The sequence below is a fragment of the Chelativorans salis genome (assembly GCF_025336525.1).
GTDB lineage: Bacteria > Pseudomonadota > Alphaproteobacteria > Rhizobiales > Rhizobiaceae > Chelativorans > Chelativorans salis.
Genome location: NZ_JAOCZP010000006.1, coordinates 93,969 through 118,596, shown reverse-complemented (window position 1 = coordinate 118,596; position 24,628 = coordinate 93,969). Strand labels below are relative to the sequence as shown.

The following is a 24,628-nucleotide window of genomic DNA, read 5'->3' as shown; positions in this document are numbered from 1 at the left end:
TCTCATGGCAGGCGGGAGGGGCCTTGGGGTTTAGGTTCAGCGGTATCCGAAGAGTTCAGGTAGGAACAAAACGATCTGCGGGAACAAAATCATCACCAGGAGGGCGGCGAGGAGGACGCCCATGAAAGGCCAGATCTCGCGGATGATGTCCTTGAGCGGAATGTCCGTCACGGCATTGATGACGAACAGCAGCACGCCGTAGGGCGGTGTGATGAGCCCGACCATGATGTTGATGACGATGACGACGCCGAAATGCACCGGGTCGATGCCGAGTGCTGCCACGGTGGGCAGGAACAGGGGGACGACGACGAGCAGGAGCGTCGTGGCGTCGAATAGGCAGCCGAGTGCCAGGAACAGGAGATTGACGGCGATGAGGAACAGCACCGGCGGGATATCGAGGCCAGCGAGGCTCTCGGCCACGATGCCCGGAATATTCTCACTCGCCACCAGATAGTTGAACACCAATGCGGCGGCGATGATCATTCCGATGACGGCGGTGGAGCGGGCGCTGCCCAGAACCAGCTCGTGGAACTGCCGCCAGCTCATGGCACGGTAAACGAAAGCGGCGAGCAGCAATGCATAGGCGGCGGCCACCGCAGCGGCCTCCGTCGGCGTCGTCACACCGCCATAGATGCCCGCAAGCAGGATGACCGGCAGCATGAGCGCGGGAAAAGCGCGGAAGGTGATCACCGGCAGCGCCTTGAGTGGCACCACCTCATCGGTATGGAAGTTGCGCCGCCGTGCCGTCCAGGCGTTGAAGACCATCAGCGTGGCGCCGATGAGCAGCCCCGGCACGATGCCGCCGAGAAACAGGTAGCCGATCGAGCTGCCAGAGATCAGCGCGTAGAGCACCATCGGGATGGACGGTGGGATGACCGGGCCGATGACCGACGAGGCGGCAGTGAGTGCGGCAGCGTATCCGGCGGGGTAGCGGCCATCCTTGCGCATCATGTCGATGATGATGCGGCCGATGCCGGCGGCGTCGGCGATGGCCGACCCCGACATGCCCGAGAAGATAAGGCTTGCTACCACGTTGACCTGCGCCAGCCCGCCGCGGAAGCGTCCCACCAGGGCGACGCAGAACGTCAGGAGCCGGTCCGTCACGGTACCTGCGTTCATGAAGTTGGCGGCGAGGATGAATAGCGGGACGGCCAGAAGCACAAAGGAGCCGAACAACCCGTTCAGGCTTTGCTCGGCGATGAGGCCGACGTCCTGGCCGCTCATGAACAGGTAGGCGATGGCCGCCGCGAACATGGCGAAGGCTATCGGCAGGCCACCGCCGGCCATTATGAAGAAGCCGCCGACGGCGAGGAGAAATGATGTGCTCATGGGTTTTCCGCCGCCCTCTCGGTTGCCGTTATGCCATCGCGGAGGGCGCGGTAGAGCGCCAGGACCGACCGGATGACCACCGCGACGGCAAACACCGCGAAGATTGAGAAGACATAGTCGAAGCGGATGCGGGTGATCGGCGTGGAGTCGATCTTCATGAAGGCGATGTAGTCGACGATAGCAGGCAGTGCACTGGCGAAGGCGGTGGCCAGCACGGCATGACCGATCAGGCTCAGGACCCAGCGTGGCCGCGGGGAGAGCGCATCGGACAGCATTGAGAAGGTGATGTGCTCGCGCTCCTCCAGAAGAAAGGCGGATGTCCAGAAGACCGCCCAGATATAGAGGATGACGCAAGCCTCCGACGTCCAGCCGAGCGGCTGGTTGATGACGTAGCGCGTGAAGACCTGCAACAGGAATGAGGCGAACATGGCCGTGAGCAAGCCCACGGCCACGATCTCAGCGAATTTGCGCCACATGCCGATCATGGAGCTGGACGGATCCTTCGAACGCTACTCGACGGCGTTGACGCGGTCGACGATGCCTTCCGGCCAGTCGGCGGCGAACTCGGATTCCAGGTACATCTTCTGCACCCGCTCGCGGAAGGCTTCGCGGTCGGGCTCGTAGACCTTCAGGCCCTCGCTCTCGAAGAAGGACACCAGTTCCGCCTCGTCGGCGATGCGGTTCTCATCGTTATAGGCGGTTGCTTTCTCGGCGGCGGCTGTGACCGCCTCCTTCTGACTATCGGAGAGGCCATCCCAGGTCTTGCCCGACATGGACAGGAAGATTCCGTCGACCAGGTGCGATGTCAGCACGATCTGATTGGTGACCTCGTAGAACTTCGCCGCCTTGTTGGTGGGCAATGGGTTGTCCTGTCCGTCGATGACGCCGGTCTGCAGTGCCGTGTAGACCTCGCCGAAGGCGATCGCCACCGGCGAGGCGCCGAGCGCTGTTCCCAGGAATAGCCAAGCGTCAGAGCCCGGCATACGCAGTTTCACGCCGGCAAGATCCTCAGGCGTCTGGATCTCGTCGTCGGTGCGCAGGTTGAGCTGGCGGGTGCCGAGATAGCCGACATCGAGGATGTGGATGCCCATCTCATCCTCGACCATGCCGTAGAACTCGGCGCCGATGTCGCCTCGGAATACCTTCTTCTGATGCTCCGGATCGCGGATCAGGTAGCCGGCGGTGAAGACGGACCAGGCGGGGATCTGCTTGGCGATGTCCTGGGCGGAGATCATCGCCATGTCGAGATTGCCGCGCTGCATGGCAGCAGGCTCCGTACCCTGCTTGAAGAGCGTGGCGTTGAGGTGGATCTCAACGTCGAACTCACCGGGGGCCGCGCTTTCCAGCTCGTCCTTGAAGACGGTCAGCATCTTTGCGTGCCAGTCGGACTCGACGGCTGGCGTCGAGATCCTCAGTTTGACGGTGTCTGCCGTTGCAAGCGCCGGTGCGGCCGTCGAAAGGGCCAGCGCCGCCATGGCGGCTAATGTGAGGCGTCTGGTCATGTGCATTTTTCACTCCTCCCTGATCGCAGTTAAGTTCGGATTCCCATTTGCGGGGAACGATGCTATTACAATGCAAACGCAGACTAACATGTCAATGACATTTCACGAGTGGCGGGATGCTGAAGTCTGAAAACGGCCTGAAGACGCTTCGCGCGGAGGCTTACGGCCGGATTGTCGATCTCCTCAACACGCAGGAGGTGCATCCGGGGCAGGTGGTGACCCAGCGCGAGCTCGTCGAGCGCACGCAAACCTCGCTTGCTGCCGTGCGTGAGGCCATCCCGCGCCTCGAGGCGGAGGGTCTCATCGTCACGCTGCGACAGCGCGGCCTCATGTTTCCGAATGTCGATGTCACCTTCATACGCAACGCTTATCAGCTGCGCGTCATTCTGGAGCTCGAGGCGATCGCCAACGTGCCGCGCAACATCGAGCCTGCCACCATCGAGGAATGGGAAAGGGAGCACCGGGATATTCTGCAGCGCCTGCAGGAGGAGGCGACGGAAGAGCTGGCAAAGAAGGCCCAGGCCCTGGACTGGGGGATGCACGAACACCTCATTCGCTCGTTGGGCAACGACCTGATCGCCGAGGTCTATCGCGTCAACGCCATCAAGGTGCGGATGGCGGCGCAAAAGCGTCTTCTGGTCACGCCCAGAAACGCCATCCGCGTTATGAACGAGCATCTCGCCATCCTCGAAGCGCTGCGCCGCGGGCAGGGGGAGGAAGCCGCGGCGGCCATGCGCAAACACATTGGCAACTCGATGCAGCTTGCGCTCGGCGGTGAGATCGACTGAGGCGCGGATCGCCGTTCCGTTCTAGGGCGCTGCTTGCCAGCAGCGGGCCGGGGAACGAACATGACGTAATCGCAGGAGCGGTAGCCACCTAAGTTGTGGCGGCGATGTTCGAACATCTAGCCGGCTGGCTGTCCGCCGATAGGATGAAGAACGGGCTCACGATTGACACTGGGCCCAGGCATCGAACGGAGGACAGCCATGGACCAATATTTCGGTCGAGGCGGCACAGGCCGCCGACATCGCCAAGCGGGGCGGGCCGCACACGCTGCGCCACAGCTTCGCCACCCACCTCCTGGAGGACGGCACCGACATCCGGGTCGTCCAGGTCCTGCTCGGGAACGCCAGCTCGACAACACCGCCCTTTACGCGAAGGTCGCGACCCGGACGGTGCGCACGGTTCACGAGTTCAGGCTGTTCGCGAGCGATCGCCAGACGCTTCCATCGGCTGTCGTCGTCGCAGTCCACGAGGATCGGCAGATAGGCGAGTTCGCCGGCAGCCGCCGCTCCCTCTGTGAGGAAAGAGAGGCGGGTAGATCTGGCCTTCAAACAGCAATTTGCGCTCGGGTTTACCGATTCTGCTAGTCTCATCATCCACTCGATGGTGTTGGCGCGCTGCCAGCCCTCACCCGACCCGAATTCGGCAATCATCTGATCGGCAAGCGGCACGCCGATCCGATCGAGGAAAAACGCTTCGACACTATCGGCGTGCTGATGCGGGATCGCGATCATCGTCTTTCCCGCCCCCGCGCCAACTGGAGGAAAAGATTATCTCCACTGGAAAACGCGTCAGGAATATTCTTAACATAGACTGGTCTGGTGGCAGGTTGGCATTTCCGGCGGGATGGACAACAAGGCGGACCACGTTCGACACGGCACACAACCTTCTCATACTCGAGGGCTGGCGTTCCGTGTGGGCGTCACCGCCATCGTTGTTGAACAGCCGGCGCCGGGTCTATGATCGCCATGACACGGCCGACTGCGGCCCAGAAAAATGAATGACGGGAACAAGGCGTCGAGCGCGCCGAGGGAGACACACATGAAGTTTGCATCTTTGACCACGCTGCTGATGGGCTCGACGGTACTCGTCGGCTCAGTCGCCGTCGCCTCGGCGCAGGACGTGACGCTGACCATCGAGAGCTGGCGCAACGACGATCTGGCCATCTGGCAGGAACAGCTCATCCCTGCTTTCGAGGAGGCCAATCCGGGCATCAATGTCGTCTTCTCGCCCTCGGCACCGACCGAGTACAACGCCGCGCTGAATGCCAAGCTGGACGCGGGATCGGCCGGCGACCTCATCACCTGCCGCCCGTTCGACGCCTCGCTGGAGCTCTTCAACAAGGGTCAGCTTGCCGATCTTTCCGACTTGCCCGGCATGGAGAACTTCTCGGACGTCGCCAAGTCCGCCTGGCAGACCGACGACGGCTCGGCCACCTTCTGCGTGCCCATGGCCTCGGTGATCCACGGCTTCATCTACAACAAGGACGCCTTCGAGGAACTGGGGCTGGAAGTGCCGCAGACGGAGGAGGAGTTCTTCGCCGTGCTCGACAAGATCAAGGAGGACGGCACCTACATCCCCATGGCGATGGGCACCAAGGACCTGTGGGAAGCCGCCACCATGGGCTACCAGAACATCGGCCCGAACTACTGGAAGGGCGAGGAAGGCCGGCTGGCACTGATCCAGGGCGAGCAGAAGCTGACCGACCCGCAATGGGTCGAGCCTTACGAGACGCTCGCGCGCTGGAGCGACTATCTGGGCGATGGCTTCGAGGCGCAGTCCTACCCCGACAGCCAGAACCTCTTCACGCTCGGCCGCGCCGCCATCTATCCGGCCGGCTCCTGGGAAATCTCCGTGTTTAACGAGCAGGCCGATTTTGAAATGGGCGCCTTCCCGCCGCCGGTGAAGGCAGAGGGCGACACCTGCTACATCTCCGACCATACGGACATCGCCATTGGCCTCAACGCGGCGAGCCCCAATGCCGAAGCCGCCAAGACGTTCTTGTCCTGGGTGGCTTCGCCCGAATTCGCCAAGATCTACGCCAACGCCCTGCCCGGCTTCTTCAGCCTCTCCTCCACGCCCGTGGAGATGGAGGACCCGCTGGCCAAGGAGTTCGTCTCCTGGCGTGGGCAGTGCGAGAGCACGATCCGCTCGACCTACCAGATCCTGTCGCGCGGCACGCCCAATCTCGAGAACGAAACCTGGGTCGCCTCCGCCAATGTGATCAACGGCACAGAGACGCCCGAGGAGGCCGCCCAGCGCCTCCAGGAGGGGCTCGAGAGCTGGTACGAGCCGCAGCAGAAGTAAGCTGGCGCCCGAGTTCCTCTCCCCCATGAAGATGGGGGAGAGGTGGATCGACCGAAGGCCGAGACGGTGAGGGGACCGGGCTCGGCGGGAAGCACCGCACAAGCCTCACCCCGGCGGGCGCCCTCTCGGTCCGAAGTCCGTGCATGAGGAAAGTGCACCGCCGCTTACCCCCTCACCGACCCGCTTCGCGGGCCGCCTCTCGGGGGCGAGGAAACGCCAGCCGCGACGAAAGCGCCGGCCCTAAACGGCAGAGGGGTTCATGGAATTCGCAAGCAGCAGGAAGAAGCCGATCCGCTGGCACATCGCCGTTTTTCTGGCGCCGGCCGTGTTCGTCTACACGACGGTGATGATCCTGCCGCTGTTCGGCACCCTGCAGTTCTCCCTCTTCCGCCCCTCGCTTGTAGGCCAGGCCTTCGTCGGCCTCGATAATTTCCGCACGCTTCTGGGCGACCCGCGCTGGTCGGCGAGCTTCTGGAACGCGCTGTGGAACAACACCTGGTTCTTCATCATCCACATGCTGGTGCAGAACCCGATCGGCGTGCTTCTGGCCGCGCTCCTTTCAAGCCCGCGCCTGCGGCTGCGTGGCTTTTACCGCACCGCCATCTTCGTGCCGACGATCCTCTCCTTCGTCATCGTCGGCTTCGTCTGGAAATTGCTTTTGAGCCCGATATGGGGCGTGGCGCCCGGCCTGCTCGACCTTGTCGGGCTGAAAGGCCTCTTCGCGCCCTGGCTCGGCAAGGAGGAATATGCGCTGACGACGCTCGGCCTCATCTCCGTCTGGCAGTTCGTCGGCATTCCCATGATGCTGATCTATGCCGCGCTGCTGGCCATTCCCGACGAGATCCTGGAGGCGGCCGAATGCGACGGCATCACCGGCATGGGGCAGTTCTGGAAGATCAAGCTGCCGCTCATCCTGCCCTCGATCGGCATCATCTCCGTGCTGACTTTCGTCGGCAACTTCAACGCCTTCGACCTGATCTACACCACCCAGGGCGCACTCGCCGGGCCGAACTTCTCGACCGACATCCTCGGCACCTTCCTCTACCGCACCTTCTTCGGCTTCCAGCTCCAGACGGGCGACCCGAATATGGGCGCGACCATCGCCTCGATGATGTTCTTCATCATCCTGATCGGCGTGTGCTTATACCTCTTCGTCATCCAGACGCGGCTGCGCCGCTACCAGTTTTGAGGCGGTGATGAGCAAGGCCCGCACCTCCCCAGTGCGAAGCGCGGCGGCACACGCGATCCTGATCACCTACACGGTGGTCGCCCTCTTTCCCGTGCTCGTCATCATCATCAACTCGTTCAAGGAACGCAGGGCAATCTTCCGCTCACCCCTCTCCTTGCCCAATGCGGAATCTTTCAGCCTGATCGGCTATGATACCGTGCTCGCGCAGGGCGACTTCCTGCTCTACTTTCAGAACAGCCTGATCGTCACGGTGATGTCGATCACCGGGGTGCTTCTGTTCGGCGCGATGGCGGCCTTTGCGCTGGCCGAATACCGCTTCCGCGGCAACCCGCTGATGGCGCTCTACCTGGCGCTCGGCATCATGATCCCGATCCGCCTCGGCACGGTGGCGATCCTGCAGATGATGGTGGCGGGAGGCCTCGTCAACACGCTGACGGCGCTCATCCTCGTTTACACCGCACAGGGGCTGCCGCTCGCCATCTTCATCCTGTCGGAATTCATGAAGCAGGTCTCCGACGATCTCAAGAATGCAGGCCGCATGGACGGGCTGTCGGAATACAGGATCTTCTTCCGCCTCGTCCTGCCGCTGGTGCGTCCGGCCATGGCGACGGTCGCCGTCTTCACCATGATCCCGATCTGGAACGACCTGTGGTTCCCCTTGATCCTGGCGCCGGCCGAATCCACCAAGACCATCACGCTCGGCGCACAGGTCTTCATCGGGCAGTTCGTCACCAACTGGAACGCGGTGCTTGCCGCGCTTTCGCTGGCGATCCTGCCCGTCCTCATCCTCTATCTGATCTTCTCCCGCCAGCTCATCCGCGGGATCACATCAGGAGCCGTCAAATGAGCGAAACGCGGAATGACCCGCTGCGCGTCGTCGTCGCTGGCCTCGGCAATATGGGCCGCAGCCATGCCCTCGCCTATCACCGCAACCCCGGATTCGAGATAGCGGCTCTGGTTAACCGTTCTTCGGTTAATCTGGAGGGAGAGCTTGCCGGCTACGCAATGGAGCCCTCCTTCGAGGAGGCGTTGAAGCGCGAGCGGCCGGACGTCGCCTCCATCAACACCTATTCCGACAGCCATGCCGACTTCGCGGTGATGGCGCTGGAGGTCGGCTGCCACGTCTTCGTGGAAAAGCCGCTGGCGACGACGGTGAGGGATGCCGAGCGCGTGGTGGCGGCGGCCAAGGCGAACGGGCGCAAGCTCGTCATCGGCTATATCCTGCGCCACCATCCTTCCTGGCAGCGCCTCATCGCCGAGGCGCGGGCCCTGGGCGGGCCTTTCGTCTTCCGCATGAACCTGAACCAGCAGTCGAGCGGCCCGACCTGGGAGACGCACAGAGAGCTCATGCAGACCACCTCCCCCATCGTCGATTGCGGCGTGCACTATGTGGACGTGATGTGCCAGATCACCGATGCGCGGCCCGTCGAGGTGCGTGGCATGGGCCTCCGCCTGTCGAACGAGATCAAGCCCGGCATGTACAATTACGGGCACCTGCAGGTGCTGTTCGAGGATGGCTCGGTCGGCTGGTACGAGGCGGGCTGGGGGCCGATGATCTCGGAGACCGCCTTCTTCGTCAAAGACATCATGTCACCCAAGGGCAGCGTCTCCATCATTATGGACGAGGGCGCGAAGTCCGACGATATCGACACGCATACCAAGACCGCCACCATTCGCATCCACAAGGCTGCGCGCGGGCCGGAGGGCCACTTCGCTGCGCCCGACGAGATATTGCGCATGGAGGGGGAGCCGGGACATCAGGAGCTGTGCGAGCGCGAGCAGGCGTTTCTCCTGAAGGCGGTGCGCGAGGATCTCGACCTTTCCCGACATATGGAGGACGCGGTGCAGTCGCTCAAAGTCTGCCTCGCCGCCGATGAAAGCGTGCGCACCGGACGCGCGGTCAGACTGTGAGGCGCTCTGTGGGTTCGCTGAGGCTAGAAAACATCCGCAAGTCCTTCGGCAAGGTGGAGGTGCTGAAAGGCATCGACCTGGAGGTGAAGGACGGCGAGTTCGTCATCTTCGTCGGCCCGTCGGGCTGCGGCAAGTCCACGCTGCTCCGCGTCATCGCCGGGCTGGAGGACGCCACCTCCGGCAATGTGCTGATCGACGGCGAGGCGGTGGATCACGTGCCGCCCGCCAAGCGCGGCATCGCCATGGTCTTCCAGAGCTACGCGCTCTATCCGCATCTGAACGTGCGCGACAATATGGGCCTGGGCCTGAAGCAGGCCGGCCGGCCGAAGGCGGAGATCGGAGAACGCGTTGCCGTGGCCTCGAAGATGCTCGGCCTCGACAAGTATCTGGACCGCCGCCCGGCAGAGCTTTCCGGCGGCCAGCGCCAGCGCGTGGCGATCGGCCGGGCCATCGTGCGCAGCCCCAAGCTCTTCCTCTTCGACGAGCCGCTGTCGAACCTCGACGCCGCGCTGCGCGTCAACACGCGGCTGGAAATCGCCAAGCTCCACCGCGAGCTATCCGCCACCATGATCTACGTCACCCACGACCAGGTGGAGGCGATGACGCTAGCCGACCGGATCGCCATCCTGAACGAAGGCAGGATTGAGCAGGTGGGCACGCCGATGGAGCTCTACAACCGGCCGGCCAACCTGTTCGTCGCCGGCTTTATCGGCTCGCCCAAGATGAACTTCATCCCCGCTGCAACGCTGCGTGATGGCGGCGCGAGCACCGTCGGAATCCGCCCGGAGCACATCACGGTCGACGCGCAGGAAGGCCGCTGGAAGGGCACCGTGCTCCACGCCGAGCATCTGGGCGCCGACACGATCCTCTATTTGGATACCGAGCAGGCGGGCTTCCTCACGGTTCGCCTATTCGGCGAGCACCGCTTCGGCACGGACGACGTGCTCTACGCCACGCCGCAGCCGGAGCGGATCTATCGGTTCGACGATGACGGGAAGGCGATTGCGTGAGGGCCGACACGCCGCCCGCGCCTTTGCGCGCTCCCTCGGTCTGTGAGCCAAGGCCGATCTGATCGATGCGGCCGTGATCGCCCGCTTCGCCGAGGCCACCAAGCCGGCCATTCGGCCGCTGCGCGATGCCGAGACCCTGCATCTGGCCGGTCATCGCCCGCAAACGCGTGCATGGCCGGGGAGAAGTGCTGCATGGTGACGGTTTGCCGGCCGCTCGGGACTGAAGCTTAATAGCCGACCCGAGAACAATCGTTGAACACATCGCCTTTCTCGGGAACTTAATGCCATCTGCCGGCCTCGATCTCATCAGGCACAGCTAGAAAGCCTCGCCGCCCAAGATGCGAGTGCCTTAACCTTTGGTTTCATTCTCGGGCTCTTGGTCGCGCTCTGGAGCGCCAACAATGGCATGAAGGCATTGTTCGAAGCGATGATGTGGCCTACGACAAAACCGAAAAGCGCGGCTTTGTACGGCTGAACCTCGTGACGCTTGCTTTCACCATGGGGGTCATTGTGATTGGCACAGCGTTCCTGGTCGCGTTGGGCATTGTTCAGGCTATAGTGGCATTTCTCAGTCTGGATGGGTGGCTCGAGAGTTTGCTGCGCTTCGTCCGTTGGCCGGCAATATACGTTGCGGTAACTGCAGGGATCATGTTGATCTATCGCTACGGCCCCAGCCGCGACCAACCTCAGTTGCCCTGGCTCACCTGGGGTGCCGGCTGCTTTGTCCTCTCCTGTCCGTTCCGCGTTTGTGGCCTATATGCGTTTCGCATGACGGCTCAACGGCAAATTGCGCGGCTCATTTGCGGCTTGCGTCGCCGGGTGCGCTCGCTCGCCTCGCTGCTTCTCGTCATGGCCGGCCTTTTCGGTCTCGCGCTCCCGCTGTCTTCGCAGGAAGGCGGTGTGGCGCTGTTGCTGCGGCTTGACGGCGCGGTCAGCCCGGCAACGGCGGACTATGTGCAGCGCGGCCTCCAAGAGGCGGCGGATCGCGACGCCGGGCTGGTGATCCTGCAGATGGATACGCCCGGCGGACTTGACACCTCCATGCGCGACATCATCCGCGCCATTCTTGCCTCCTCGGTGCCCGTGGCCTGTTACGTGGCGCCTTCCGGCGCGCGGGCGGCCAGTGCCGGCACCTATATCATGTATGCCAGCCATGTTGCCGCCATGGCGCCCGGCACCAATCTCGGCGCCGCCACGCCTGTCGCCCTCGGCGGCGGAGACGGTGGCGGCGGGTGGCCCTTCGGCGGCGGTGAGGAGCCGCAGGGGCAGGAGGAGGAAGAGAACGGCGAGACGACGGAGGAGGAGGACGGCGGGCAGGCCCAGGCGCCGCAGAACGCATCGGAGGCCAAGGCCATCAACGACGCCGTAGCCTATATCCGCGGGCTGGCCGAACTGCGTGGGCGCAACGCCGACTGGGCCGAGCGCGCCGTGCGCCGGGCGGCCAGTCTTTCCTCATCGGCGGCGCTCGAGCAGGGGGTCATCGATCACACCGCCGCCTCCGTCCAAGAGCTGCTTGAGGCGGCCGACGGGCAGGAGGTGGAGGTGGCCCAGCAGACCGTGACGCTGGAGACGGCCGGGCTGTCGGTAGTGGAGATGGAGCCCAACTGGCGCACGCGGCTACTCTCCGTCATCACCAATCCCAATGTTGCGCTTATCCTCATGATGATCGGCATTTACGGTCTCATCTTCGAGTTCCTTAATCCCGGCGCGCTGCTGCCGGGCACCGTCGGCGCAGTCAGCCTCCTCACCGGGCTTTATGCATTGGCGGTGCTGCCGGTCAGCTATGCCGGTGCTGCGCTGATGGTGCTGGGAATGGCGCTGGTCGTGGCCGAGGCGTTCGCGCCGTCCTTCGGCATTCTCGGCATCGGCGGCACGCTGGCGTTGGTGCTGGGCGCTACCATCCTGTTCGACACCGAGGTTCCGGGCTTCGGGCTCTCCTGGGAGGTGGTGGGAGCTGTGGCGGTGGCGAGCCTGGGCATGACGCTTCTCATCATGCGGCTTGCCTGGAGTTCGCATAGGCGCGCGGTCGTTACCGGCGAGAAAGGGATGATCGGCGCCGTCGGCGAGGTGCGGGACTGGAACGGAAAACAGGGCTATGTGCTTATCCATGGCGAGCGCTGGAAAGCGGTTTCATCCACGCCGTTGCAGGTTGGCGATGCGGTGCGCGTCACCGACCTCAAGGGCCTCACCCTCGAAGTCGTTGCCACTAACGGGCAGGCGCCCGCGAGCGCGAGAGGAGAAGAACCATGAATCTTTTCGGCGGTTTCACCTTCTATGCCGTCCTGATCGTCATCCTGCTGTTCATTCTTGCTTCGGCGATCAAAATCCTAAGGGAATACGAGCGTGGCGTTGTCTTCACGCTCGGCCGCTTCACTGCGGTCAAAGGTCCCGGCCTGATCCTGATCATCCCTTTCGTCCAGCAGATGGTACGGATTGATCTGCGCACGCTCGTGCTCGACGTGCCGAGCCAGGACGTCATCTCCCACGACAATGTTTCGGTGCGTGTCAACGCGGTGATCTACTTCCGCGTCGTCGATCCCGAGAAGGCGACGATCCAGGTCGAGGATTTCATGATGGCGACCAGCCAGCTCGCCCAGACGACGCTGCGCTCGGTGCTCGGCAAGCACGACCTCGACGAGATGCTGGCCGAGCGCGACAAGCTCAACAACGACATCCAGGACATTCTCGATGAGCAGACCGACGCTTGGGGCATCAAGGTCGCCAACGTCGAAATCAAGCATGTCGACATCAACGAATCTATGATCCGCGCCATCGCCCGACAGGCCGAGGCCGAGCGCGAGCGGCGCGCCAAGATCATCAATGCCGAGGGCGAGCAGCAGGCCGCCCAGAAGCTGCTCGAGGCGGCACAAATCCTTTCCAAGCAGCCTCAGGCTATGCAGCTCCGCTACCTGGCGTCGCTTAATGTGGTGGCGGGCGAGAAGAACTCCACCATCGTTTTTCCCTTCCCCATGGAACTTGCCAGCCTTGTACCTGGTATGACCAAGGAGACACCGGCTGAATGAGGAATTCAGGGGCAAGCCAAGCGATGAAGCAGAGCAACTTGCGAATAGTAGATGCCACGATTCGGCAGTAAGCGGGCGCGCGTGCGCGGCCGCTTCCCGTCCTGCAGCATGCACCGCAAGCCGTTCCCGCCGAGGCGGCGACCCAGGAGGGGTTCAACGTCGAATTACGCACCGCCGAGATCGGCGTGTGGCCCGGCCGAGTGGAGACGATCTTCCGCGAGGACGGGTCGGTGGCCGAGGCGGATGTCCACTGGGGCGACCCCGATCACATCCGTGCGTCGTGGTATGCCGGCTACGGCGGCGACCAGCGGCGCATGCTGACGGAGCACGAGATCGCCCATTCCTTCATCGCCGACGAGCTGGGATGGCCGTATTCCTGGTCGCTGTGGAGTGCGGCACACGGCACCAGTACCAAGCGGCCCATGGGGGAATGGTCGCCGCGCGTGCGCGACGAGGAGCACCTGGTCGTCTCCCTCCAGCGTTACGTGAACACCGGCCTCGAGGACGAGCACGGCAAGCTGCGCGAAGCCTTCGGCGAGAGACTGCCGGAGGTGGCCCGCCGCTTTGTCGCGCTGGCGCGGCCGTGGTTGCGGATCGGGCTGTAGCCGCCTCGGCATCCGTCCCCGCTACTCCTCCATTGCTAGCTCGGCTACCACCGGCAAATGGTCCGATGCGGCGCGGGCGGTTGGGTCTGTCCAGCTTTTGAGCAGCATCCCGGTCGGCCGGCAATAGACGCGGTCGAGGGCGAGCAGGGGGTAGAAGGCGGGATATGTCTTCATATGGCTGTGCCCTGGGAACAGGCGGTTGAGTGTCGTTTGCACCGAACCGCGCCAGATCCAGTCGTTGAAATCGCCGAGCATGACCGTGCGGTGCGGTCCGCTCTCGCAGATCCGGGTGAGGAATCGCGCCTGATGGCGCCGCTCCGCAAAACTTAATCCGAGATGCACGGCAGCGAGGTGGAGCGGGCCGTGGGGCGTGTGCACGAGTGTTTCGATAACCGCCCGCGGTTCGCGCCGACGATAGGAGATGTTGTGGCAGTGCGTTTCCGACATCGGCCAGCGGCTGATGACGGCATGGCCATAATCGCCGTCCGGTGCGGTGATCAGCCGGCTTTCCCTGGAATTGCCGCCCAATGCGGCGGCGAGAAAGGCGAAGGCGTCCGAGGTTTCCGTAAGCCGCCGGCGCGAATCGACCTCCTGCAGGGCGACGATGTCCGGCGCATGCCGTTGTACGAGCGCCACCACGCGCTGCAGATCGCGGCGGCGGTCGGGGCCGAGGCCGCCGTGGATGTTCCAGGTCATCACCCGCACGGTGGCGAGGTCGGCACTGACGCCATCCGCGTGTGCCATTTCAGGGGTATCGGGTTCCATACCATGTGAACGTCGAGGCAGCAGGATCGTTGAGGTGGCGGTCGAGCTTTTTTCGCATCTGGATCGCTGAGGGCTCCGGCGCGTTGTCCCTGACCGGGCAACGGAGAAAGGTAACTGCCATTGATATCCCGGAGTGAGACAGGCGTCCGGTCCGCCAAGCCATGGCGGCGCTACCTCAGCTACATCGTTGCTGCTGCGGCGGTGGCTATCGCCGCGTTCCTGCTATACAGGACGCTGTCGCGATATGATTGGTCTGAGCTGGTCTCCGCCGTCAAATCTGTCTCCCTCGACCGCCTGTTGCTGGCGATTGGCTTTACCGCGGCAAGCTATCTCAGCCTTACAGGCTTCGACTATCTCGCCTTGCGCTATGCTGGCCATCCGCTTGCCTACCGACAGGCAGCGCTGGCCTCCTTTTGCAGCCTTTCCATCGGCCACAATATCGGCTTCGCCGCCTTGAGTAGCGGCGCTATCCGCTATCGCTTCTATTCGCGCTGGGGTCTCGGTACGGGGGAGGTCGCCAAGGTCATCCTGTTTTGCGCGCTGACCGTGGGGCTGGGCCTGTCGATTTTGGGCGGTGTGGCGCTTCTCGTTCACCCCGATCTCGCCGTCGAGGTGATGAAAGTACCGCGCGAGGTGGTGTATTTTGCGGGGGCGGCGTGCCTTACCTGGCCGGTGCTCTATCTGCTTTTGACCGCCACCTTGAAGCATCCGCTGCACATTCGCGGCCGCAGCCTCGCCTTGCCAAGCCCCAGGCTGGCCATCGGGCAGATGATCATCGGGCCGGTGAACTTCGCTTTGGTGGCGGCCGCGCTGCACCAGGCGATCGTCGCACTGCAGGATGTGTCCTATCTTGCGGTGGCATCGGTCTACGTGACGGCCAATGTAGCCACGCTCGTCACCCATGCTCCGGGAGGACTAGGCGTGGTGGAAAGCGTCGTTCTTTTCCTGTTACCTCACGCGCAGTTGATCGGCGCGGTGCTCGCGTTCCGCTTCGTCTACTTTCTCTTGCCACTCGTGCTCGGCAGCGTCTTGCTGGCCTCGTCAGAGCTTGTCCTATCGCGCTCGGCCGGCACGTCGTGAGCCGGTCCGCGGCCGAACAACTTGCGCAGCCTTTCAATGAAGCGGAAGGGGCGCTCGGGATCGAGGAGTCCCGTGCCGGGAAAGGAGCGGGTCGACCCGCGGTAGACCGTCAGCGCCCGCAGCCCGCGGCTATTGTGGTTGAGGCGCTCGATGGCCCGGCTGAGACTGCCTTCGCGAAGGACTGCCGCGCGCACCAGCGCAGGCTCGACACCGAGATGTTCGGCCATCAGCCTTTCGCGGCATCCGGCGATGGCGGCACGGCTCTCCGGCCGGTCGGCCTCGATCGCCAGGTCGCATTCGGTGTCGAGACCGACGGAGCGGTTGTTGAGATTGGAAGAACCGACGCACATCACATTGTCGTCAACGATCATCAGCTTGGCATGCACAAGGACCCGGTGATCGCCGGTAAGGCCGGGCACGACAGGGTAGTGGATGTGCAGGCGGTTGTAGCGATCGGCCTGCTTGAGGACGCGCAGCAGCCGCTCGCGGTTGGCCCCCATGATGAAGCGCTCGATCATGCCATTGGCGGAACGTGTGCAGATCACCACGATTTCAGGTCCGCGCGGTCGCGACAGGCTTTCCCCGAGGATGCTGCGCAGTCGTCTTGCTGTGAAGTACTGAGCTTCGATGTAGATGGTGTGTTCGGCTGCCCGCAGCATGTCCTCCGTCAGTTGCGCGGACTCCTCGACGGGGCGGCGTCCGCCGAGGCTCGGGATGGTACGGGCCACGGCCATGGGCACATCGGCGAACTCCGGTTCCAGCCCCTCCGGCCACCGCTCGACGGGCGGTCCAAGAGCCAGGTCCTCACCGACTGCATCCCGCCAGCGCTCGCGCACGACCTGTGCCACGATGCGTGCAACAGGGCCGTCGGCCACCATCTGTAGATCATGCACCGGATCGTATGACGAGCCGTCGGGATTGTGGCGCAGCGGATGCTCCGCCTCGTGGCTTGTGGTGTCCCAGCGCTCGATGGTCAGGTCCATACCGCCGACGAAGGCGATGGAGTCGTCGATCAGCACGATCTTCTGGTGATGCGCGGCATGGAGCGGGTGATGGGTGTCGAGGTGCAGGTGAATACGCGGGTGGTTCTGCCACTCCTCGCCCAGCACCAGGGGCAGCGTGGCGCCCGGCGCATGCACGGCGGCCAGGCTCCAGACGAGCACCCGGACCTCCAGTTCCGGGCGTTCCTCCACCAGTGCGCGGAGAAGGGCCCCCAGTGCCGGCGTGTCCGGCCCGTCCCGCGGGCGCAGGCGGACGCGGGCATCAAAGTCCCAGCCGATGATATAGATCGACTGCCTCGCCATGCGGAGCACCTTGTCGAGTTCCGCAAAGTAGGCTTCGGCATCCACCAGCAGAGCAGCGCGGCGCGCCATGGCGGCCGCGCAGCAATTGCGACCCGGTACCAGCAGCTTCCGCTGCCCCGGACGGATTCCTGCTGCGCCTTTCACCTCGATCTCACCCTGCATGCACGACGTTTTTTCGGTCCGGCTGCCTACTAGTCTGCCTGGACAACGCGCGGATGCGGCATTCGGTTCGCCTCGGCGGCCGGAGTCCCTGCACCTTTACCTTGTTTGACGCTCTGGACCTTGTTCGAGTGAGATGACAAATTGGTCGGACCAGATGCTACGGTGCGCGAAAAGTACCGGGCAAGCGCACGGATTAGGAGGGATGAGCATGATGCAGGAGGAAAACGACCTGGCGTTGGATGTTCCGTTCGACACGGAGCGGCTCGACCGGCTGATGGAAGAGGCAGGCATCGACGTGCTCCTGGCGACGTCCAAGCACAACACGCAGTATTTGCTGGGTGGCTACAAGTTCATCTTCTTTGCCGCCATGGATGCCATCGGCCATAGCCGCTATCTCCCCATCGTCGTCTATGAGAAGGGACGGCCGGAACGGGCGGCCTATGTCGCCAACCGCATGGAGGGGGGCGAGCATCAGAACAATCCGTTCTGGACGCCGGCATTTCACCCCGCCGCCTGGGGGACCCTGGATGCCACCAGAATGGCGGTGGAGCATCTTCAAAAGATCGGTAGGGCAGGCGCACGCATCGGCATCGAGCCGGCCTTTCTGCCGGTCGATGCATACCAACTCCTGACTGCGCGGCTTGAGGGCGCCTCTTTCGTCGATGCCACCGGCACGCTGGAGCGCTTGCGCGCAATCAAGACGTCCGCTGAGCTGGACAAGCTGCGGCTGGCGTCGGAACTGATCACGGATTCCATGCTTGCGACCATTGCCTGGGCGCGTGAGGGGACGACGAAGACGGAGATCATCGAACGGTTGCGCCGGGAAGAAACGGAACGTGGCCTCACCTTCGAATATTGCCTGCTGACGCTGGGCGCCAGTCACAACCGGGCCGCCTCACCGCAGGCCTGGGCGCGGGGCGAGGTGCTGTCGATCGACTCGGGCGGCAACTACCAAGGCTACATCGGCGACCTTTGCCGCATGGGCGTGCTCGGCGAGCCGGATGCGGAACTCCAGGATCTCCTGGCAGAGGTGGAGGCGGTGCAGCAGGCAGCCTTCTCCAAGGTCAGGGCTGGCGCGCTGGGCGGCGACGTGATCGCCCACGCGCAAGAGACCCTGAAGGCCTCACCTGTTGCCGACTTCACCGATTTCTTCGCCCACGGTATCGGGTTGATCACGCACGAGGTGCCGTTCCTGGTGACCAACCATCCCGTCACCTACGAGGGTGTCGACGCCGCGCGCCCACTGGAGGCGGGGATGGTGCTCTCGGTGGAGACCACCATGCTTCATCCCACCCGTGGTTTCATCAAGCTGGAAGACACGGTGGCGGTGACGGCCGACGGTTACGAAATGTTCGGCGACCGGGGCAGGGGCTGGAACAGGGGCGGGGGGTGATGCACTATTCCGGCATCTCGACCGAAATCTTGATCGCCGAATACCAGGCTGCGACGTTCGCGATGTCGTCGTCCGTGAGGTTCTTCGCCACCACGTCCATCATCTCGTTCGTCCGCTTGCCGGAGCGGAACGCTTTCAACTGCGTCTGCAGGTAGATCTCGCTTTCGCCCGCCAGATGAGGCGCGACGGGGATTTGTGCGATCCCGTCGAGCCCGTGGCAGGTGCGGCACTGAGCACTTGCGATCTGCCGACCCGCCTTGATATCGGCTGCGGCGGCCGCGCCTGGCAATGCCGCGAGGAGAGATGCGGCGAGAAGCAGTTTGACGATCGATGCCATCTCAGTGCTCACTAGAAGACGCCCGCCGCTTGGCGGCAGGCGGTACTTGAACACATGGTCCCTCGTGCCGAATACGCGAGGGACCGCTCACGCCCACCCTTCCTATTCGTACGATATGCGGTAGAGCGCCCCCACCAGATCGTCGGAGACGATGATGGAGCCGTCATGCAACTGCGCCACATCGACCGGGCGGCCGAGATATTCGCCGTTCTCGTTCAGCCAACCTTCCGCGAAGACCTCCGTCTCTCCGGCGGTGCCATCCTCCTTGACGGCGGTGAACATCACCCGCGCGCCAATTGGTGTGGTGCGGTTCCACGAGCCGTGCTGAGCGGAGAAGATGCCGCCACGATATTTGGCGGGGAATTGCCGCCCGGTGTAGAAGGTCATGCCGAGATCGGCCGCGTGAGCGTCCATTTCCACCGCCGGCATGACCACGTCTTCCGGCGGTTCCTCGCCCTTGTATTCCTCCGTGCGCACCGAGCCTCCGCCATACCAGGGAAAGCCGAAATGCTGGCCAGCTTCCGTTTGCCGGTTGAGTTCACCAGGCGGGATGTCATCACCCATCCCATCCACCTGATTGTCGGTGAACCAGAGATCGCCATTGGCCGGATTGAAATCATGGCCGACCGAGTTGCGCACGCCATAGGTATAGACCTCGCGGCCGGTGCCGTCCTGGTTGATGCGGATAATGCCGCCGATGCCATGCTCATTGTAGAGATCCAGCTTCTCCGGCGGCGGAACATTGAAGGGCTGGCCGAGCGAAATGTAGAGCTTGCCGTCGGGCCCGACACGGCAGACGCGAGCGGTGTGGTTATAGCTTTCCTCCTCGACCGGGATCAGTTCGCCTTGCTTCACCATCTCGCTGGCGGCAACGTCGGGGCTTTCGTAGAAGAATTCGGCAGCCGGATAGGCGATCACACGGTTCTGCTCGACGATGTAGAGCACTCCCTCCGGCGAGAAGCACGGCCCGTTGGGTACCGTCATGGCCAGCGGCGGCGCGAAGTCCTTGACTTCATCGGCAACGCGATCCTTATCGCGATCGGTCACGGCCCAGACTTTTGTCTTGCGGGTGCCGACGAATGTGACCACGCCTTGCGGCCCGATTGCAATGTGACGGGCATCGGGCACGATTGCATAAAGGCTGATCTGGAAGCCGTCAGGCAGTTTGATCTTTTCGAGCGTACGGTTGATAGCCTCGGCTTTCTCTCCGCCCTGCTCGATCTCGGTAAACTTGGTGGTGCCGGTGGTCTTGAAAGAGCTCAGCCGCTCGAGATTGTCCGATTGCTGCTGACCATAAGCCAGCGCCGTGGTGCCGATCAACATGGCCAGCGAAGCCGCAATTGTCCTCGTCATTGCTTCCTCCCAGAGCTTGCGCGCGGATAGCGCAATCCAGTGTCTGCCGAAATCCGGGAAATGACAATGATCGTCATGCCGGCCGTGCAGGCGGCCATCCCTCAGCGGTATGAGCCATTCCCGCTCGGGGGTCGTCCCTATCCTTGTGCCGATACAGGCCGGATCAGGCACGCTTCCGGGTTACATCGTGGCGGTATAGTAAAAGATATGCCGCCCGATCTGACCGGTCCGCTCTAGTTTCTTCGCCCACCAAGGTTTCACATAGTCGGCATGGTAGTGGGTCGAGCGAGCGAGGTCGCTGTTAATAACGCGCCACCAGCCGTCGCGTGCGAAGCTTCGCTTGGCAATCGTTTCCGCGGTCTCGTACGCTTCGGGGTCTTTTATCCGGTCGGGGGTGCCGTCGCAGGCGAAGGAGAACTGGCAGGCATCCCTCAGGTGGTCGTTCTGATACACCACGCCGCAGATCGAGTTTGGATAGAAGCCGCTCTCCACCCGGTTGAGAACCACGTGCGCCACGGCTCTCTGGCCGTCGCGGGATTCTCCTCTTGCTTCGAAGTAGATCGCCCGCGCCAGGCACTCGATTTCCTTGCTGTAACTCAGATAGGCCGGCGCCACCGCGGAGCGGAATTTCGGCACCGGTATCGGCCCGGCAGTGGCCGACAAGGCGGAAAAAATGACGCACAAGGCGCCCATGGCGAGCTTTGCGCTCGCGATTGATCGGATCATCGCCCAACCCCTTGCTATCTTGTTTTGCGGGGCTTGTGGCCAACCAATGGGGCGTTAACTTGGAGGCAGCTTGGCAAGAAAAAGGCGATTGCACGCACCGCTGAGAGCGCCCGCGGCTGGCAGCTCATCCCGGCGCATGCCGCCTCAGTCCGGGTTGCCGAACCGATGGCAAGTCGTGCCCGGTGCGCGTGAAACCCAGGGAAGCCGGCGCGCTGTCCAAACTTCCCTCTGCGGAACGAGCCGCTCCGCCTGATCCAGAGCACCGAGGTGGAAATCAATGTTGTCGGAATGGGTGAAGGTGTCGAATACCGGCGAGCCGCAACCTCCACAGGAGTGGCGGATGACCGTCTCGGACGATACGAACCGGATCGTCTCGCCGCTTTCGATCACCACCTGATCGCCGGCAAAAAGGACAAACACGGCGAAGGCAGAACCGGTTGCCTTGCGGCAGGTCCTGCAATGGCAGATCTCGACGCGGATCGGCGAACCCTGGGCGCGAAAGCGGACAGCGCCGCACATGCAGCCGCCCGTCCATTCTTCTCCAGCCATCACAGAACCTCGCTCGGCCGGTGCGGCCTATCCCTTGGCCGGCACCAGCCGGAAATCAGGCAGTTTCCGCAGCGCCTGCTCGGGGCCGGTCGGGGAGTAAACCACGAAAAGCTGCATCGGTCCCTCGCCCGTATTGAGCGTCGAGTGGTAGCGGCTTTCGGGTACGTAGATCGTGCAGCCGGGCCGGACCTGATGCACGACCGGATTACCTTCCTCGTCCTCGACCATCTGCTCGCCGGTGCCGGCGATCACGAAGATGATCTCCTCCGCGCCGGGGTGGTTGTGGCGTGCATGGCCCTGGCCCTTTTCGAGGTCGACCACGCCACCGGAAAAACGCCCGGCACCGTTCACCTCCGGTCCCACCGTCAGGGCCAGCCGCCCCCAGTCGAAGGCGAAGGCGTCGACCTCCTCCGGATAGACGAAAATTTTTTCCATGCCGCTCATCTCATCCTCCTGCTGAAGCTGGCACCCGAACTGGCAGCGCCTTGAAGCTGGCGATCTGATCGCGGATCGCCACCTCGGCCGGCAGGCGTTCCATCGAGCTGGCGCCGTAGAAGCCGTGGCAGCTCTCAGCGCGTTCCAGGACGTAGCGCGCGTCCTCCGGCATGGCGATCGGCCCACCGTGACACAGTACGATGACGTCCTCGCGCACAGCGCGCGCGGCGGAAGCAATTGCCTCGATCTCGCCGACGCATTCATCGAGGGACTTGGCCGAGGTGGCGCCGATCGTGCCGCCGGTGGTCACGCCCATATGGGCGACGATGATGTCGGCCCCTGCCTTGGTCATGGCCGCGGCTTCTTCCGTATTGAAGACGTAGGGCGTTGTCAGAAGGTCGAGCTCGTGGGCGGCAGCGATCATGTCGACCTCCAGACCGTAGCCCATACCGGTTTCCTCGAAGCTCTGCCGCATGCGGCCGTCAAACAGGCCAATGGTGGGAAAATTCTGCACGCCGGAGAAGCCCATCGCCTTAAGTTCGGCCAGGAACTGCGGCATCAGCACGAACGGGTCGGTGCCGTTGACGCCGGCCAGCACCGGCGTGTTTCTCACCACCGGCAGCACCTCGACGGCCATCTCCCTGACAATCTCGTTGGCGTTTCCATAGGCGAGCAGGCCAGCGGCCGAGCCGCGACCGGCCATGCGGTAGCGGCCGGAATTGTAGATAATGATGAGGTCGATGCCGCCAGCCTCCTCCGCCTTGGCGGAAAGGCCTGTGCCCGCGCCGCCGCCAACGATCGGCCGACCCTCGGCGATCATAGCGCGGAATTTCTCCAGGATTGTCGTGCGGGGGATGGCGGGCATGCGGTGTCTCACTTTCTGGCCATATCGAGGAAAGCGGCGACGGCCGCCTCGGCGAATTCGGGATCGTTGATGTTGAGCGGCAGGCGCTCGATGCGCCGGTTGGCGGCTGGTTTCAGTGTCCGCTCCACGCCAGCGAAAAGTTCTGCATCGGCCTCCGGATCGAAGAAAGCGCCGCCCTCGACATCGAGGGCCGATACGCCCTTTTCCGGAATCAGGAAGCGCAACGGTCCCTCGCAAGCGTTGAGCCGCGTGCCGATCCACTCGCCGATGGCGCGGCACTCCTCGGCATTCGTGCGCATCAGTGTCACGTTGGGATTGTGGCGGTAGAGGGTCCGGCCGCGATATCGCTCCGGCACGGTTTCAGGTGCCCAGAAGTTGACCATGTCGCAGGCACCCGGTGCGCCGACGTAAGGCAACATTGTGCGTACCACGGCCCCGAACCGATCCTCCGTCGCCGGCAGCACGCCGTTGAATAGCAGATCGCAGACCTCGGTCGTCGTGATGTCGAGGAGACCGGCGAGCATGGCGCTGTCAGCGAGCTTTTCCATGGTACGCCCGCCGGTCCCCGTGGCGTGGAAGACCATGCAGTCGTAATCGTCGCGCAGGCGGTGCGTGATCGCCGTCACACAGGGCGTGGTGACGCCGAACATAGTGAGCCCGAGCGCCGGCTTTCCGTCCGCCCGCTGTGCCGGGCGCATGGCCATGCCGGCGATCGCTTGCGCCGCGTTGTGCAGGATGGTGCGGCTCAAGCCGTTGAGGCCGGCCATGTCTGTCACCGACGGCATCATGATGATGTCGGAAATGTCGACGTAAGGGGCGGTGTCGCCGGAAGCCAGCGTCGAGACCATCAGTTTGGGCACGCCATAGGGAAGCCGCCGCATGCCGGCGGTGACGATGGACGTGCCGCCGCCGCCGCCGATGCCGATCACCGCGCCGACATCGTCGCGTGCAGCGATGAAATTGGCGAAGGCCTCGCCCATGGCCGAGACCGCCTTGCCGCGGTCGTCGCTGCCAAGCACCGCCTCGGCACCTTCCGGGTGGTGCGCGGCGACTTCGGCAGCACTTGCGTCGACCTCCACGGTCGGCGCACGCGTGCCGACATCGACACGCATAACGTCTCCGCCGGCCGCCGCAATGGCGGAGGCCAGAAAGGCCAATTCCTCGCCTTTGGTATCAGCCGTGGCGACGGCATAGATGCGCTTCATCGTCCTCCCGCGCGGCCCGGGCCTCGTCTTTGCGGCAGTCTGCGCCGTCGCAGCCCCCGCTATTGCCCCGCTTGCCGCGGCTCCTCCCGAAAGAATGCCGTTGCAAATTTTTGAGACACGCGTATCATATTGATATGGACGTCTCACGTCAACAATCAGAACCGGTCGAGGAGACCGAGCGGGGGCCGCGGGCACGGACCAGGCGGCTGATGCTGGAGACGGCGACGCGGCTGATGCAGGCCGGCGTCACGCCGTCGGTGAGCGAGGTTGCGGAGGCCGCCGGCGTATCGCGCGCCACCGCATATCGCTATTTTCCCAGTGAGGCCGCCCTCGTGCATGCAGTCGTCGACGAGGCGCTGGGGCCAATCCTGACCTGGCGATCGACTTCGGCCGACGCTGGTGAGCGCGTGGCCGATCTTTTCGAAAGCTCGCTGCCGCGCATCGAGGAGTTTGAAGCTACCTTCAAGGCAGCGCTGAAACTGTCGCTGGAGGAGTGGGCGGGACGTCAGGCCGGCACGCTCGGCAACGAGCCGCAGTTCACGCGCGGTCACCGCGTCGACCTTCTGCGGCAAGCGCTGGCACCTCTCAAGGGGGAGCTTTCCAAGGGGCAGGTTGACCGGCTGGCGCAGGCCCTGTCGTTGACCTTCGGCGTCGAGACGTTGATTGTCCTGAAGGATATCTGGGGCCTCGACGCTGGCCGGACGCAAGCCGTGGCGCAGTGGGCTGCAAGCGCGCTAGTGCGCGCGGCGGTGGAGGAGGCAAGGTCCTCGAAGAAAGGCTGAGGAATCTGGTTCG

Annotated in this window: 24 protein-coding genes and 3 pseudogenes; 15 read left to right on the top strand and 12 right to left on the bottom strand. The window is 63.7% G+C overall.

What is annotated here, in order from left to right:
• Positions 1-36: 36 nt before the first annotated feature.
• The 3 genes from N5A92_RS18955 to N5A92_RS18945 are packed head-to-tail and all read right to left on the bottom strand — an operon-like array spanning position 37 to position 2,831.
• Positions 37-1,329 carry a TRAP transporter large permease gene (locus tag N5A92_RS18955; protein WP_260905460.1) on the bottom strand — a complete coding sequence of 431 codons (1,293 nt, stop codon included), beginning with the start codon at positions 1,327-1,329 and terminating at the stop codon, positions 37-39.
• Positions 1,326-1,814, bottom strand: coding sequence for a TRAP transporter small permease (locus N5A92_RS18950; protein WP_260905458.1), 489 nt, complete (start codon positions 1,812-1,814; stop codon positions 1,326-1,328). The genes N5A92_RS18955 and N5A92_RS18950 overlap by 4 nt, the downstream gene beginning before the upstream one ends.
• 24 nt (positions 1,815-1,838) lie before the next feature.
• Entirely contained in the window at positions 1,839-2,831 is a 993-nt protein-coding gene (locus N5A92_RS18945) for a sialic acid TRAP transporter substrate-binding protein SiaP (protein WP_260905456.1), read from the bottom strand.
• Between the two features lie 116 nt (positions 2,832-2,947).
• Between N5A92_RS18945 and N5A92_RS18940 the strand changes: the two genes are divergently transcribed.
• The 12 genes and pseudogenes from N5A92_RS18940 (at position 2,948) to N5A92_RS18890 (ending at position 13,659) form a co-directional block, all read left to right on the top strand.
• Complete coding sequence (locus N5A92_RS18940) at positions 2,948-3,619, top strand: GntR family transcriptional regulator (protein WP_260905454.1); 672 nt, start codon at positions 2,948-2,950, stop codon at positions 3,617-3,619.
• A gap of 208 nt (positions 3,620-3,827) precedes the next feature.
• A pseudogene (locus N5A92_RS27300) lies at positions 3,828-4,018 on the top strand (tyrosine-type recombinase/integrase); the annotation flags it as partial.
• A 637-nt stretch (positions 4,019-4,655) separates the two neighbouring features.
• Positions 4,656-5,921: an ABC transporter substrate-binding protein gene (locus N5A92_RS18930; protein WP_260905452.1), complete on the top strand. Its 1,266-nt coding sequence runs from the start codon at positions 4,656-4,658 to the stop codon at positions 5,919-5,921.
• Between the two features lie 259 nt (positions 5,922-6,180).
• On the top strand, positions 6,181-7,110 hold the full coding sequence (locus N5A92_RS18925) for a carbohydrate ABC transporter permease (RefSeq protein ID WP_260905450.1): 930 nt from the start codon (positions 6,181-6,183) through the stop codon (positions 7,108-7,110).
• A gap of 7 nt (positions 7,111-7,117) precedes the next feature.
• A complete protein-coding gene (locus tag N5A92_RS18920) occupies positions 7,118-7,957 on the top strand; it encodes a carbohydrate ABC transporter permease (RefSeq protein WP_260905449.1) in 840 nt (279 codons plus the stop codon).
• Positions 7,954-9,021 (top strand): Gfo/Idh/MocA family protein, encoded by a 1,068-nt coding sequence (locus N5A92_RS18915; protein ID WP_260905448.1) that lies wholly within the window; start codon positions 7,954-7,956, stop codon positions 9,019-9,021. The genes N5A92_RS18920 and N5A92_RS18915 overlap by 4 nt, the downstream gene beginning before the upstream one ends.
• A gap of 8 nt (positions 9,022-9,029) precedes the next feature.
• Positions 9,030-10,031 (top strand): ABC transporter ATP-binding protein, encoded by a 1,002-nt coding sequence (locus N5A92_RS18910; RefSeq protein WP_260905447.1) that lies wholly within the window; start codon positions 9,030-9,032, stop codon positions 10,029-10,031.
• A 46-nt stretch (positions 10,032-10,077) separates the two neighbouring features.
• Positions 10,078-10,179 (top strand): annotated as a pseudogene (locus tag N5A92_RS18905) (IS110 family transposase); the annotation flags it as partial.
• A gap of 140 nt (positions 10,180-10,319) precedes the next feature.
• Positions 10,320-10,733 (top strand): annotated as a pseudogene (locus N5A92_RS27505) (YhjD/YihY/BrkB family envelope integrity protein); the annotation flags it as partial.
• A gap of 117 nt (positions 10,734-10,850) precedes the next feature.
• On the top strand, positions 10,851-12,281 hold the full coding sequence (locus N5A92_RS18900; RefSeq protein ID WP_260905648.1) for an NfeD family protein: 1,431 nt from the start codon (positions 10,851-10,853) through the stop codon (positions 12,279-12,281).
• On the top strand, positions 12,278-13,054 hold the full coding sequence (locus tag N5A92_RS18895; RefSeq protein ID WP_260905446.1) for a slipin family protein: 777 nt from the start codon (positions 12,278-12,280) through the stop codon (positions 13,052-13,054). The genes N5A92_RS18900 and N5A92_RS18895 overlap by 4 nt, the downstream gene beginning before the upstream one ends.
• Before the next feature lie 185 nt (positions 13,055-13,239).
• The gene (locus N5A92_RS18890; protein ID WP_260905445.1) at positions 13,240-13,659 is read left to right on the top strand and encodes a hypothetical protein; all 420 of its coding nucleotides are present in this window, start codon (positions 13,240-13,242) and stop codon (positions 13,657-13,659) included.
• A 21-nt stretch (positions 13,660-13,680) separates the two neighbouring features.
• On the opposite strand, the gene N5A92_RS18885 is transcribed toward N5A92_RS18890, so the two are convergent.
• Positions 13,681-14,403 carry an endonuclease/exonuclease/phosphatase family protein gene (locus tag N5A92_RS18885; RefSeq protein ID WP_260905444.1) on the bottom strand — a complete coding sequence of 241 codons (723 nt, stop codon included), beginning with the start codon at positions 14,401-14,403 and terminating at the stop codon, positions 13,681-13,683.
• A 141-nt stretch (positions 14,404-14,544) separates the two neighbouring features.
• Here N5A92_RS18885 and N5A92_RS18880 point away from each other — a divergent pair, with 141 nt between their 5' ends.
• A complete protein-coding gene (locus N5A92_RS18880) occupies positions 14,545-15,504 on the top strand; it encodes a lysylphosphatidylglycerol synthase domain-containing protein (RefSeq protein ID WP_260905443.1) in 960 nt (319 codons plus the stop codon).
• Here the strand turns inward: N5A92_RS18880 and N5A92_RS18875 are convergent.
• Positions 15,420-16,970, bottom strand: coding sequence for a phospholipase D-like domain-containing protein (locus tag N5A92_RS18875; RefSeq protein WP_260905442.1), 1,551 nt, complete (start codon positions 16,968-16,970; stop codon positions 15,420-15,422). The two genes, N5A92_RS18880 and N5A92_RS18875, sit on opposite strands and share 85 nt — an antisense overlap.
• Positions 16,971-17,178: 208 nt before the next feature.
• On the opposite strand from N5A92_RS18875, the gene N5A92_RS18870 reads away from it, so the two are divergent.
• Positions 17,179-18,363 carry a M24 family metallopeptidase gene (locus N5A92_RS18870; RefSeq protein WP_260905441.1) on the top strand — a complete coding sequence of 395 codons (1,185 nt, stop codon included), beginning with the start codon at positions 17,179-17,181 and terminating at the stop codon, positions 18,361-18,363.
• A 4-nt stretch (positions 18,364-18,367) separates the two neighbouring features.
• Here N5A92_RS18870 and N5A92_RS18865 read toward each other — a convergent pair whose 3' ends face one another.
• The 7 genes from N5A92_RS18865 to N5A92_RS18835 form a co-directional block, all read right to left on the bottom strand.
• Positions 18,368-18,700 carry a c-type cytochrome gene (locus N5A92_RS18865; RefSeq protein WP_260905439.1) on the bottom strand — a complete coding sequence of 111 codons (333 nt, stop codon included), beginning with the start codon at positions 18,698-18,700 and terminating at the stop codon, positions 18,368-18,370.
• Between the two features lie 102 nt (positions 18,701-18,802).
• Positions 18,803-20,053, bottom strand: coding sequence for a PQQ-dependent sugar dehydrogenase (locus N5A92_RS18860; protein WP_425248609.1), 1,251 nt, complete (start codon positions 20,051-20,053; stop codon positions 18,803-18,805).
• 180 nt (positions 20,054-20,233) lie between these two features.
• Positions 20,234-20,746 (bottom strand): cell wall hydrolase, encoded by a 513-nt coding sequence (locus N5A92_RS18855; RefSeq protein WP_260905437.1) that lies wholly within the window; start codon positions 20,744-20,746, stop codon positions 20,234-20,236.
• 177 nt (positions 20,747-20,923) lie between these two features.
• Positions 20,924-21,328 (bottom strand): GFA family protein, encoded by a 405-nt coding sequence (locus N5A92_RS18850; protein WP_260905436.1) that lies wholly within the window; start codon positions 21,326-21,328, stop codon positions 20,924-20,926.
• A 27-nt stretch (positions 21,329-21,355) separates the two neighbouring features.
• A complete protein-coding gene (locus N5A92_RS18845) occupies positions 21,356-21,772 on the bottom strand; it encodes a cupin domain-containing protein (RefSeq protein WP_260905435.1) in 417 nt (138 codons plus the stop codon).
• 1 nt (position 21,773) lies between these two features.
• Positions 21,774-22,628, bottom strand: coding sequence for a phosphoenolpyruvate hydrolase family protein (locus N5A92_RS18840; RefSeq protein ID WP_260905433.1), 855 nt, complete (start codon positions 22,626-22,628; stop codon positions 21,774-21,776).
• 8 nt (positions 22,629-22,636) lie between these two features.
• Complete coding sequence (locus N5A92_RS18835; RefSeq protein WP_260905431.1) at positions 22,637-23,833, bottom strand: Tm-1-like ATP-binding domain-containing protein; 1,197 nt, start codon at positions 23,831-23,833, stop codon at positions 22,637-22,639.
• A gap of 134 nt (positions 23,834-23,967) precedes the next feature.
• Here N5A92_RS18835 and N5A92_RS18830 point away from each other — a divergent pair, with 134 nt between their 5' ends.
• Positions 23,968-24,615 carry a TetR/AcrR family transcriptional regulator gene (locus tag N5A92_RS18830; protein ID WP_260905429.1) on the top strand — a complete coding sequence of 216 codons (648 nt, stop codon included), beginning with the start codon at positions 23,968-23,970 and terminating at the stop codon, positions 24,613-24,615.
• Positions 24,616-24,628 lie beyond the last annotated feature (13 nt).